This is a genomic window from Flagellimonas meridianipacifica, from assembly GCF_003001695.1.
GTDB classification, from domain to species: Bacteria; Bacteroidota; Bacteroidia; order Flavobacteriales; family Flavobacteriaceae; genus Flagellimonas; species Flagellimonas meridianipacifica.
Genome location: NZ_PVYX01000001.1, coordinates 544,988 through 558,182, shown reverse-complemented (window position 1 = coordinate 558,182; position 13,195 = coordinate 544,988). Strand labels below are relative to the sequence as shown.

At 39.9% G+C, this 13,195-nt stretch carries 10 protein-coding genes; 2 read left to right on the top strand and 8 right to left on the bottom strand.

Annotated features, from left to right (window positions below):
* The first annotated feature begins 57 nt into the window (after positions 1-57).
* On the top strand, positions 58-1,710 hold the full coding sequence (locus CLV81_RS02415; protein ID WP_106143466.1) for a solute:sodium symporter family transporter: 1,653 nt from the start codon (positions 58-60) through the stop codon (positions 1,708-1,710).
* A gap of 3 nt (positions 1,711-1,713) precedes the next feature.
* Here CLV81_RS02415 and CLV81_RS02410 read toward each other — a convergent pair whose 3' ends face one another.
* From CLV81_RS02410 to CLV81_RS02390, 5 genes are all read right to left on the bottom strand, one after another.
* Positions 1,714-2,184, bottom strand: a complete 471-nt coding sequence (locus CLV81_RS02410; protein WP_106143465.1) for a monoheme cytochrome C — start codon at positions 2,182-2,184, stop codon at positions 1,714-1,716.
* Position 2,185: 1 nt separating this feature from the next.
* Complete coding sequence (locus CLV81_RS02405; protein ID WP_106143464.1) at positions 2,186-3,409, bottom strand: sulfite oxidase; 1,224 nt, start codon at positions 3,407-3,409, stop codon at positions 2,186-2,188.
* A gap of 6 nt (positions 3,410-3,415) precedes the next feature.
* Entirely contained in the window at positions 3,416-4,960 is a 1,545-nt protein-coding gene (locus CLV81_RS02400; RefSeq protein ID WP_106143463.1) for an SLC5 family protein, read from the bottom strand.
* 151 nt (positions 4,961-5,111) lie between these two features.
* Positions 5,112-6,272 (bottom strand): LLM class flavin-dependent oxidoreductase, encoded by a 1,161-nt coding sequence (locus CLV81_RS02395; RefSeq protein ID WP_106144875.1) that lies wholly within the window; start codon positions 6,270-6,272, stop codon positions 5,112-5,114.
* A 10-nt stretch (positions 6,273-6,282) separates the two neighbouring features.
* Entirely contained in the window at positions 6,283-7,173 is an 891-nt protein-coding gene (locus CLV81_RS02390) for an aldo/keto reductase (protein ID WP_211297982.1), read from the bottom strand.
* A gap of 121 nt (positions 7,174-7,294) precedes the next feature.
* Here CLV81_RS02390 and CLV81_RS02385 point away from each other — a divergent pair, with 121 nt between their 5' ends.
* A complete protein-coding gene (locus CLV81_RS02385) occupies positions 7,295-7,837 on the top strand; it encodes an NADPH-dependent FMN reductase (protein ID WP_106143461.1) in 543 nt (180 codons plus the stop codon).
* On the opposite strand, the gene CLV81_RS02380 is transcribed toward CLV81_RS02385, so the two are convergent.
* The 3 genes from CLV81_RS02380 to CLV81_RS02370 form a co-directional block, all read right to left on the bottom strand.
* Entirely contained in the window at positions 7,831-8,838 is a 1,008-nt protein-coding gene (locus CLV81_RS02380; RefSeq protein ID WP_106143460.1) for a LacI family DNA-binding transcriptional regulator, read from the bottom strand. The two genes, CLV81_RS02385 and CLV81_RS02380, sit on opposite strands and share 7 nt — an antisense overlap.
* Before the next feature lie 8 nt (positions 8,839-8,846).
* Positions 8,847-9,779, bottom strand: coding sequence for a YeiH family protein (locus CLV81_RS02375; protein ID WP_106143459.1), 933 nt, complete (start codon positions 9,777-9,779; stop codon positions 8,847-8,849).
* A gap of 63 nt (positions 9,780-9,842) precedes the next feature.
* On the bottom strand, positions 9,843-13,181 hold the full coding sequence (locus CLV81_RS02370; protein ID WP_106143458.1) for a VCBS repeat-containing protein: 3,339 nt from the start codon (positions 13,179-13,181) through the stop codon (positions 9,843-9,845).
* Between the last annotated feature and the right edge of the window lie 14 nt (positions 13,182-13,195).

Genomic DNA, 13,195 nt, shown 5'->3' with positions numbered 1-13,195 from the left:
TCCTTATTAAATAAACCAATATATTTATAAAGTATTAACCAATTTAACCAAACAAACATGTTGGGCATTCTATCATTCCTGGGTTTTACCTCTTTAGTAGGGATAATCGCATATCTGGCAACCCGCTCTACGGATGAAAAATCTTCGGATGGTTATTTTTTGGGAGGAAGAAGTTTAACGGCAGGAGTTATTGCAGGGTCCTTATTGCTCACAAATCTGTCCACGGAACAGATTGTTGGGCTTAACGGTAGTGCGTACAAAGACGGCCTATCCGTTATGGCATGGGAAACTTTGGCCGCAATTGCTATGGTAATCGCGGCAATCTTTTTGCTGCCGAGATATCTGAAAGGAGGCTTGACAACTGTTCCACAATTTTTAGCGGACAGGTTTGATGTGTCTACCAAAACCATTACTTCAGGTTTATTCTTGACCGGATATGTGGTGGTTTTGTTGCCAGTCATCCTTTACTCAGGTTCCGTGGCAATAAGTGGCATGTTCAAAGTACCCGAGCTTTTGAACGTTTCTGACTCTACCGCTCTGGTAATCTGTATTTGGGGAATTGGAATCATCGGATCTATTTACGCTGTTTTTGGAGGTTTGAAAGCTGTAGCCGTATCGGATAGTATCAATGCAATTGGATTGATAATAGGGGGAGTACTTATCCCGATTTTTGGTTTGATAGCCATTGGGGATGGAAGTGCTCTTGATGGATTGGAGACTTTGATGTCTACAAATCCAGAACGTTTTGATTCAACTGGTGAACATGGACAAGAAGTGCCTTTTTCTACCATCTTTACGGGAATGATGCTGGTCCAGCTGTTTTATTGGGGTACAAACCAACAGATTATACAGCGTGCACTTGGAGCCAAGAATTTGGCAGAAGGACAAAAGGGATTGCTCTTGGCATCTTTTCTCAAGATTTTGGGTCCTGTCATATTGGTTCTGCCCGGTATGATTGCCTATCACTATTTTGAGGGAGGATTGGCTTCGAGCGATTTGGCTTATCCCGCCCTTGTAGGAGAGGTATTGCCAGATTATTTGGTTGGTTTTTTTGCAGCAGTTTTGTTTGGGGCTATTTTGAGTTCTTTCAATAGCGTGCTCAATAGTTCCGTGACCTTATTTGGTATAGATATCTACAAGCAGCACATAAACAAAGAGGCCCCCGAAGTAACCGTGGTAAAGTATGGGAAGATATTTGGGGTATGTTTAGCCTTGGCTGCCATGTTTATTGCTCCGTTGATTGCGAATGCTGGAAGCTTGTTCAACTATCTTCAAGAGATAAATGGTATTTACAACATCCCCATATTGACCATAATTGTAGTGGGTTATCTCACAAAACGAGTGCCTGCCATTGCGGCAAAAATTGCCATATTCCTTGGTTCCGGACTCTACATTTTGAGTCAGTTTATCATTGGCCCGAGTTTGGTGGGGAAAGCAGTGGAAGATGCCAAAGCTTTGGGAATTACGGACGAAGCCGCTCTCCGTATTGTGGAAGCTGATGCGTACCCGCATTTTCTGCATGTAATGGCAATTTTGTTCTTGTTGAATGCGGGAATCATGCTCCTTATTGGGAAGTTCTATCCTCGCAAAGAACCTTTTGTCCAGAAGTATACGGAACAAGTGGAAATAACACCTTTTAGGTATGTGAAGCAAGCAGGCGCAATTATCTGTTTGATTGTAATTGGAATTTATATCTACTTCGCCAAATAGAAACTACTCTTCCAAAGTATACCAATCAATATCGGTCAGAATATCACGACGTCCTTTCTTGTCAGGGGCATAATTTGTAGCCAGATAGTTGACAATAATCTCTTCGTTATTACCTAGGTCCCATAAGTTCTGGGTTTCCTGCATCCAACGAATGGTAGCCACCCAACCTTCTTTGGACATTCTATTTTGGGTGACCAATTTGGCAGAATGGCAGTTAGTACAATTTTGAATAACTTCTGTCAATCCATCACCATCAACAAAGCCCGTCGCAACATGGATTCCATTTTCAATCAAATCTTCCTCCACTTCTTGAATATCGACCAAATCTGTTTTATCAGGTTGTCTTTCAAAAACGGAAGGGTTCAGAATTACGTACAGCAAAGAAAAAATGCAAAGCAAGATGATACTGAAACCGATAATCAATTTCCTGTAAAGTGTTTCAACCTGACTTTTAAAACGATTCTCAAAAGACATATCAGGAAACTTTTATTGCAATTCGATGACAAGCATTGTTTAAATAGCCTTTTGGGTTCCATCCTGGTAAAAGCATGGGTTGGCTTTTTCCATTGGAATCTTTGGCTCGGGCCCAAACCTCATAATATCCTTTTTTTGGGAAATGGTTGATGGAAGCACTAAAATTTTGCCATGCCAATCGATTGGCAGGTTTTTGCAGCGAACACGAATGCCAGGTGGAGCCGAAATCTATGGAGTACTCCATACTTTGAACTTCAAGCTCTCCCGCCCAAGCATGCCCTCGAATGTTCAGTGCTTGTCCTTTTTTGATGATGGCTCCAGACTTTGGATAGGTAATCAAAGATTTAACTGGCATGGATTCGATAATGCACATATCTTCATCAGCCACTTTTTCCCCAGGAGCAACCGGTTCGCACGGTACCCTATATGAGGTCCCTGTCATTTTAGCTCCATCATGGACTTTGTCCCGAATGCTAAGTCGGTTAACCCATTTACCAGAAGCGGATGCTGGCCAACCTCCTGCAATCAATCGAAGAGGATAACCATGTACCAGGGGAATGTCTTTTCCATTCATTTGAAATGCTAACAAGGTTTCGTCTTGCAATGCTTTTGCCATAGGTACTCCACGGGAAATAGGTTCCTTCTCAGGATTCCGGCTAAGATGAATATCAGCTGCATGATATCCTATGTAAACCGCATTTTCTTTGAAACCTACATCTTGTAAAACATCTTTTAAACGAACTCCGGTCCAATTGGCACAAGAAACAGCTCCCACTGTCCATTGATTTCCCTTTGCAGGGGGATTGAACTCGCTTCTGCCATTACCTCCGCATTCCAAAGTCAGTTGATAGGTATGGTGTTGGAATTTGGACTTTAACTCATCTAGGGTGTAGGTTTTTGGTTTTGAAACAGATTCTCCATCGATGGTCAATTTCCAACTCTTGGCATCAATATTTTCAGGTATCAGCCCATTGTTGCGAATGAACATGTACTTGTTTGGAGTTACTTTATCATCCAATAAGTGGGCTTTGGCCTCAATGTTCCAGGGCTTGTTGTTGAGCACGGACATTCCTGAATCCTTGTCGAATAATTTGAAAGGGTCCGTGTCTTGCAGGGCTAAAGGAGTATACCCTTTAGGTAAATTGTTTCCAAAAACAATATCTGCACCTAATATAGTGGCGAATGAGGTTAATGAGGTTTGGGATATAAAACGCCTTCTATTCATCTAAATCTAATGGAATATGATGTGCAATGCGATAAGGGATAACAGCATACCAATACCAGCTTTACCTAACATGGGAGAAGCTGGTTCGGCCCTGAGCTTATCTCTAACAAAACCGGTTCTAGACCCTATCCAAATAATGGTAAATCCAATCAAAATCACCCACATAGCCCTTATGAAGTAGTTCATATCGGGGAAAAACTCCAAAAAGAAGAATTGTAGGGGAACGGTTGCCAAGAAGCCAAACAGTGCCACTCTGTGTTTAGGAAATGCCAAGAACGCAGCCGCTGAAATAAGTACTACGATACCGCAGTTAATGAAGTACCTAAGCTGGTTCAACGTATGGGTAAAGGCCGCACCAGGATCTTGGAACTTGAGATATAGGAGCACAATTCCGATAATAACACCAGATATGAATGAAATCAATATGGCTCTTTTCCCAGAACGAACCACTTGTTGGTCCGAGGCATTCTTGTTCACATACACTTTGTAAATGTCGATGGACCATAATGTAGCCAGAGAATTAAAGGTAGAATCTACCGTACTCATCAATGAAGCGAACAGGGCACAAAGAATGAGACCTTTTACTCCTACTGGTAGATATGTATTTACCAAATAGGGAAAAGCTGCGTCTGGTTCTGGAAGGCCGTTATCACCCAAAATTCCTACGAGTGCTATACCTGGCAAGATGATAATGGCAGCCATGAAATACTTCATAAGTCCACCTACCATGAGACCGATTTGAACATCTTTCAGACTTTTGGCGGCCAACGAACGTTGAACAACGGATTGATTGGCACACCAGTAATTAATATTCAATAGGAAAGCTCCAAAAATATGTATCCAAGGTAATGTATCGTGATCAGCTGGTAAATGTAAGTGCATCAAATGCCCTGTCTTTTCATAGAGCTGGGACCATCCGCCTAGGTGATAAATCGCAATAAACATTACCACAACACCTCCAGTCAATAAAATAGCGAACTGGATAACATCGGTACGTACCACTGCCGCCAACCCGCCAAAATAGGTATAGGTAGCTGAGAATAGCCCTAGAAAAAGAATGAGAATCGCTATCCGAATCAATCTATCTTGATGGATGAACGATAGGTAATCACCAAATACCAAATCAACTGAGTAAGCCCCCCAGAAGAGAGCCGCACCTAAGGTGATTGTCGAGAATAGCAATATGTTCGAGCCGGAATACAAAAGGGCAACCGTACTACCCAATCTGGTTTTAATAAACTGCGTAATCGTAATGATTTTTTCCCGTAAATACATGGGAACAAAGATGAACGCAGCCAACAAAAGACCTTGAATGGCATTTATTTCAAAGTTGGCCTGAGCCAATCCATAGAGATAGGCGGAACCCATGAAACCAAGAAACTGATACCCTTGAACATTAGTGGCAATTGTTGAAAAGGCAATTGAGGGCCATCTCAAGTTTCTTCCACTTAAAAAATATTCCTCGGTCGTAGCTTCTTTAGAGGTTCTGCCCGTAATCGCAGTTACAAAAACGATAATAAAATAGGCACTTACAATAAGTAAATCAATCATATACTAGGTGGTTATAGAAGTTAGTTCCATAGCACATGAATCCAAATTACAAAGATGTTTAATCATAGGTATAGGAAAAAGGTCGGTTATGGAAATACTATTTAACTACCCAATATACTATTTTGTTTTCAATAAAAGCCCTAGATATCTGCTATATTCTCACTCCAGCGGCAAGGGGAGTAGAAGGTTCTTCAGCGCCTACTTTTCCTTGTACTATTGGCATGGAGAAGGTTTTTAGTTTGGGCAATACCAACTTGGCAAAACGCTCACACTCTTCTTTATGGGGATACCCAGAGAAGATAAAAGCTCGAATACCCATATCCATATATCTATTGAGCTTCTCAACAATTTGGTCAGGGTTTCCAACCAAGGCAGCTCCACAACCTGAACGTCCTCTACCAATACCAGTCCACATATGAGGTTCTACGTAACCATCATCCTCGGAAAGCTCCCTCATCTGTGCCTGTCTACTTACCCCGTAGGACTTTGCGTCCAAAGCCCTTTCCCGTATCTCTTTTCCTTGTTCTACCTCGAGTTTGGACACAATGCTATCTGCATATTCCCGTGCTTCTTCCTCAGTTTCTCTAACCACAACATGAACACGAAGTCCAAAATCCACTTTTCGGCCATAAGTTGCAGCTTTCGCACTCATGTTTTCCATAAGCTTTCTAAGGTTTTCCTCAGTCTCTGGCCACATCAAGTAGACATCACAATGTTCAGCACATAGCTCAACAGCAGCTGGTGAATATCCCCCAAAGTATAGCAATGGGCCACCATTTTGATAGGATTTCATTGGCAGTGAAGGGACTTTCATGCTATAGAATTGACCTTGATAGTCTATTTCATCTTGGGTCCATCCCTGTTTTAGGATTTCAATGACCTCCCTGGATCGCTGGTAACGGTCTTCAGAGGACATGCTTTCTTCACCAGGAAGCGGAGATGAAATAATATTGATGGTAAATCGACCTTTAAGAATATGGTCAATCGTGGATAGGGTCCTGCCGAGCATAGCTGGATGGATTTCTCCACAACGAACAGCGGCCAGCATATTGATTTGTTGGGTCATTGGCGCCACTGCAGAAACAAAAGGCAGTGTGTCCTGACCTACTTGATAGGACGACGGGCACAGAATATTTCTAAAACCATTTTTATCGGCGGTCAACAAGATTTCTGAAGCATTTTCAAATGTACTTTTGTAGTCCATGCTTCTTTCACCCAAATATCTGTCATCACCATTACAAATAGGTGCAAACCAAGAAACTTCAGCTCCTTCGAGATGAGGTGATCGAATTGTTATTTTTGAATTATCCATTATTTTATTTTTAATCAATTTCTCTTCCTATTGCAGCTTCCCAAAGCATGTACCACTCTTCATGGGTAAGGTTGATATCAAGTGCTTTGTGGGCTGTTTGTATTCGTTCCAATTTTGAAGTCCCTAAAACGGGAATGATGCCTGCTGGATGTTTTCTGAGCCAGGCATATAAAATCTGATCATGAGCAGCATCATATTTTTCACCCAGTGTATTCAGAACATTTTTAATTGCCTCCATCTCCTGAGACGTGGTCTTTCCAAACAAGCTTCCTCCTCCCAGAGGAGACCATGCCGTTGGAATGACATTGTGTTTCAGACATTGGTCCAAGGTTCCATCTTCAAATGCACTTCTTTGTAAAACTGAAATCTCTACCTGGTTGGTTACCAAAGGCGTGATGGCATGCAACAAATCAAACTGTGAAGGTGAAAAGTTTGATACCCCAAACTCCAATACCTTTCCAGATTGTTTTAGTTTTTCAAAAACCTCTGCTATCTCATGCGGATTAAACAGATAATCAGGTCTATGCAACAACAAGACGTCAATGTAATCTGTTTTTAAATTCTCCAATGACAAATCCACAGATTCCAAAATATGTTTTGGGGAGAGGTCATACGATTTGACGTTGTGATTAGGCCTGTTATGTGAAATCAGCTTAATACCACATTTGGTGGTAATTCGCATTTTTTCCCTTAAATCATTTCTGGATTTCAGTACGTTTCCAAAATCTTCTTCGGTAGTGTAATGTCCATAAATATCAGCATGGTCAAAGTCCTTAAGACCGAGTTCCAGACATCCTTCGATGAATTTTTCATATTCGGAAGTGGATAACTGGCTTCCCCAAGTACCCAATCGCATGGTACCAATAATTAAGGGAGAAATGGTTTCTTTGGTTAAGGCCATATACATTGTATAATTCTCAATTGGAGTCAAATTTAACCAATTAAACCAAAAATGTAAACGTTTACATTATAAAATTTCATAATATTGCCCATAAATTGCATCTAATAAAACCGTAACGAAAATGATAACGATTATCTCGGGATCAAATCGAAAGAATAATAAGACCATACACTTTGCCAAATACGTATTTGAAGAATTGAAGAAAATGGCAAATGAGGAAGTAAAGTTTCTGGACATCTCCGAATTTGCGGGAAATGTGGTCAACGTGTCTATGTACAAAGATTCAGAACAACCCGAAGTAGTTCAACATATTCAAGACGAATACTTTATACCAGCGGGTAAGTTTTGGTTTTTTATTCCGGAGTACAACGGAAGTTATCCAGGAATTGTTAAACTTCTCTTGGATTCAATGTCCGTTAGGGAGTATAAAACAAGTTTTGCCGATAAAAAAGCTTGTATCACTGGTATTGCTTCAGGCAGGGCTGGAAATCTTAGAGGGATGGATCATTTGGCAGAAGTATTGAATCATTTAGGAATTCATGTCCATCCTAATAAAAATCCAATCTCTTCTATTTATAAAATGCTCAATTCGGAGGATAACTCAGTAAATGATGAAGCCATAGAGACCCTTCAAAAGCAAATTCAACAGTTTCTTAACTATTGATCAAGGTTTTTGGTGGACTCTCGCCGAATGAGTTTCGGGGATAACACTTTTGCTGTGGGTTTTGTTTTTCTCTTCAGATTTTGAAGTAGCAGGTTCGCCGAAAGCTCACCCATTAGAGAGCTTTCTTGATCTATTGAGCTTAAACTAGGTTGTGTCAGTGCACTAAAGTTGGCGTTGCCAAAACCTATTAATTTTACCTGTTTGGGAACTTCAATCTTTAAGGTGTTCAACAAATTGAGCAAGTGGATGGCCATTTCATCACCATAGGCAAAAATACCATCTATATTAGGGTGCTTTTTTAATATGTCTTTTAGACTGTTTAAATCTTCTTCTGGGTTTGATTTGATATTGGGAAGATGGTTCACCAAATACTGGACACGATGTTTTTGAGCCGCAGCTACGAAACCTTTCTTTCTTTCTTCAAAAATACTTACATCGGGGTTGCCCGCGATATGCAAGATATTTTCGCAGTCCATATCGATAAGATGTTCAGTTGCTATATATGCCCCTAGGTAATTATTAAGTAGAACTGCATTGATAGCATCAAGTGTAGGGCGCCGGTCAAAAAAAACAATAGGCGTTTTGCTATCAATTATTTTTTGAATCTGGGTGTAATCTTTTGTTTCCTTTGAAATGGACATCAATATACCATCTACATTGAGTTCCAAAAGTGAGTTTAGTGCGGCATTTTCTCTTTCCTGTTTTTCATGGGTTTGTGAAATGATGATGTTAAAACCCGAATCACTTACAACACCTTCAATACCATTGATGATATCGCTGAAGAAAGAGTTATTAACCTCTGGAACGATAACCCCGATGATTTTACTTTTTCCACTGCGCAGGGCGGCGGCCATTACATTTGGCCTGTAGTCGATATCTTTTGCCGCTTTTAAGACTTTTTCACGTGTTTTGGGAGAGACCAAGGCGCTATTGTTGAAGACGCGGGAAACAGTGGCGAGGGAAACCCCGGTCATTTTTGCTATTTCCTTTATACCTCCCATGATGTATTTTACAAATAATTTAAAACGTAGAAAAGGGAAATTGCGCCTAACACAATCCAGGTGGTGATACCTACTATAAGAATGTTAAAGCCCAATTTTTTTAGTTGGGCAATGTTGATTTGCATTCCAATTAAGAATAGAGTGAAGATAAGGGCCTTCCTAGCAATCCAAACAATACTTTCACTTACTTGACCTGCTTCTGGGACATATGAACTAATAAGCATAGCACCAATAAATCCGAAGATAAACCAAGGAAAGGCAAATCTTTCCTTTGAATTGGAACCAAAAGAAATTATTAAAACCAACGGAATGATCCATAATGTTCTAACGAGTTTAGTAGTTGTGGCAATATTCAAAGCCTCATTGCCGTAAACCTCGGCAGCCCCCACTACGGAACTAGTATCATGGATAGCAATGGCGCTCCACGTTCCAAACTGACTTTGGTCCAAACCAAAATAATGGCCTATATATGGAAAAATAAACAGGGCAATTGCATTGAGAAGAAATACAATGGCCAACGAAATTGATGTTTGTGATGAGTCTGCCTTTAGGCTCGGGCTTACTGCGGCAATAGCGCTGCCTCCACAAATTGCTGTTCCTGAGGCTACCAAAATTGTGGTTATACGCTCTGATTTGAGAATTTTTCCAATAGCAAATGCTATGATGAATGTGCAGACAATCGTAATCAATGTTATAAAAAAGCTGTTCGAGCCAACTTCCACAGCCTGCTGCATATGTATTCCAAAACCAAGGCCAACCACGGATAGTTGTAAGAGAAGTTTTTGGAATTTTTTACTTTTTTGAACAAAATCGTCGTTAGCAATTTTAAAGATTCCCGAAACCATACCTGCTGCCAAAGCTAGGGCGGGAGAGATGTAACCCATTAGGGTGCCTAAGAGCACGGCGATACATAATATGTAGGTACTTACTTTAGAGAGCATTTGCGAACGGATGTAAAACTACAAATAAAAATGTAAACGTTTACATTTTTATTCCTTTCTACATCAATCCCTATTAAACTCAAATACTCTTGGGGCTTCATTGTTAATGGCTACGAATAAAAACTCTTTACCATTCTTGTCTTTAAATTTGGAGAGATGTTTAATCTCGCCTTTCACATAAAATCCGGATTCGTCATAAGGAGTCCAATCAAAGCTTCCATCACCAGAACCTAAAAGAACGCCACCATAGCTGGCATCCAATCTGCTGAATTGTGGTTTGAAGTCATAGTTGTTTCCACCAATAATCAAATCCAAGTTTCCATCGCCATTGATATCGGTACAGTTCACATCGCAAACACAGGAAAACTGAACCTCTTTTGGTAGGCTTACTACCTTGAACTGCCCATTTCCTTCATTAAGGGCGACAACAGTTTGTGTTGTATTTATTTCCTTAATAATGGATTTTTTCAAAATAGTGGTATCTATCAGTTCTTCCACACTCTTGGTAGCAAAATCTGAAAACTTGAGATTTTCTTTTTTTAAGGAATTTAGTTGTGCGGTTAGTTCCCTTTTCAGAGTTATCGGGACATCTTTGCCATTATAATTCTTTGTGAACAATTGCTCTATTGTTCCATTATCATCAAAATCGTTGACAAACATCTTTAAAGGAGAGGAGGTATCCGCTTTATAGCTAAAATTGCTTCCTTGGTTCCCGAGGACGAAGTCCATATCTCCATCTGCATCCAAGTCTTCAGCATAAATTGTGTTCCACCAACCGGACAAACTATCCAAACTGGTTTCCCTTGGACTTAATCTCCTTCCATTATTCTTGAAAACTTTGATTGAGCCCCAATCGGTGGTGATAATTAGGTCTTTTTTCGAATCACCGTCATAATCAGTCCAAATGGCGTCGGTGACCATTCCAATATTTTTAAGATGGAAGGCTTTGTTTTCGGTAACGTTCGAAAAGTTTCCGTCTCCATCATTCTCTAGAAATAAGTGTTCTGGATTTACACCGTAAATTCCAGGGACGCTTCTACTTCCTATAAAAAGATCTTGATCACCATCTTCGTCATAATCATAGGAGGCAATTACAGATACATTGTTGCTTAAACTTGGAATTGTATTATTACTTTTAGTGAAGTTCCCCTTTCCATCATTTACATAAATTCGGTTTTTAGGGGAAACGCGATTATCCGGAATATTTCCCCCTGAGGCCACTACAAGATCCATATCCCCATCACCATCTATATCTACAAATGCAGAAGCTGTATCTTCATATCTTCTATCTTCTCGAAAGATATCTTGTGAAAAAGTTAGTTCTAAGTTTCCATTGTTTTGGTGGAATAGTAATTTGGCAGCCGCTCCCCTAGATCCTCCCATAAAAACATCTTCATCCCCATCATTATCAATGTCAGCAATGGAAACTGTTGGGCCTTCTTGCGATAGCATTTTAGTGATAAGTCCTTCGTAATCATAATCGACATGTTTATCCTCTATATGCTTGGGTAGCTTTGAAGATACTTCGGCTAGTAATACGGTCTTTTCTTTTATCGAAGGGGAATACTTTTGCGAAGCATCGGTTTGATTCAATGTAATCTGGGTGTTGGGCTCTACATTTTTCAAAGTCTGATACATTCCGTTGGGCCAAATGATTCTTAAGGAATCTGGACTACTTTTCCCAAGGCCGATGGTCATTATATAATCAATTGATGATTGGAATCCTCTGGAAGGAATCATTTCTTGCTGAATGATTTCTTCATTTGAAAATATTTCAACAAGACTTCCTATTCCTCGTGTGTTGGGATTTTCTCCTTTCAATTCAATTTTTAGGTAATTGTTGCCTAGCGTTTCACTGTTGTTTCTGTAAACAAAAAGTTGTTGATTTACATTGTTTACCACTAAATCTAAATCACCATCATTGTCCAAATCGCCATAGGCTGCGCCATTGGAAAAACTAGGAGTAGCCAGACCCCAATCTTCCGAACGGTTGGTAAAAGTCAAATCTTGATTGTTTTTAAATGCGTAATTCGGAATTGGTTTTGAAGGCATTGCGTTGATTACCGCATCCTTTTGCTCTTTGTTCCCATAAACAGCGGTTTGTTGTCTAGTAACATCTTCAAAGAAATCAATAAAATCTTGATTGGTGAGATCGTGATAAATACCATTACAAACAAACACATCGCGATAACCGTCATTGTCCATATCAAACAACAAGGCGCCCCAGCTCCAATCCGTTTTTGAAATACCACTGTAATGCGCAACTTCGGAAAAGAAACCTCCCAGATTCAACTGTAAAGTGTTTTGCATAAACTGGTAATAGTAGTCGTTTAATAGTTTACGCTGATGAATATCATATGTTTCAAAAGTTGTTGTCGTTTTCAGACGTTCATCACTTTCCGGTAACATATCCGTTACGAATATATCCGACTTTCCATCATTATTTATATCAGCCATGTCCGCTCCCATGGAGAACAGACTTAAATGATTCGTCCATTCTTTTATGCTTTCGGTAAAGGTCCCATCCTGATTGTTTATGTAGAGATAATCGTGTTCAAAAAAATCATTGGACACATAAATATCTGGATAAAAATCCTCGTTAACATCGCCTACTGTAACTCCAAGACCAAAACCGATAAGACTGCCATAAATGTTGGCTTCTTCACTTACATCCTTGAAAACGCCACCGTCGTTTCGTAATAGTTTATCTCCACCACCTTTAATTTCGTCAATAACATTCCAGTCTTCTGCCCTAACATCCCTTTTATTATCGTAACCTAAACTGGCAACAGGGATAAAGCTGTTGTTCAACATGTAGACATCTAAATCTCCGTCTTTATCATAGTCAAAAAATGCGGCATGTGTGGTAAAACCACTATCCGCAAGGTTGTATTCTTCTGCTTTTTCTGTGAACGTCAAGTCTCCGTTATTGATAAAAAGCTCATTTTTTTGATCGTCTCCTTGAATGTTTCCGGCATTGCAGACATAGATATCGAGCAAACCATCGGAATTGATGTCCACAAAAACCACACCGGTGGACCAAGCTTTGTTGCCTTCCACTCTCGCCGAATTCGAAATATCTTCGAAGGTAAAATCCCCCTTGTTAAGGAATAGCTTGTTTTGCTTCCTGTTAGCGGTCAAATAAACATCTGCCAAACCGTCATTGTTTACATCTCCTATAGCAACACCTCCGCCGTTGTAAAAATTTCGATACAGAAAAATGTTGAAGTCTTCTTCATTTTCTACAGTGTTTTCAAAAGAGATTCCCGTTTGGGTGCTATTCAGCAGAGAGAAAAGTTTAGAGGTATTTTCATGGGTATCTTCTTTTATCGTTTTGGTATTACAGGAGAGTATTAAAACGGTTGTTAAAAGTAATGTCGGGAAGATTGATTTATATAACATTGAATGAAATTCTG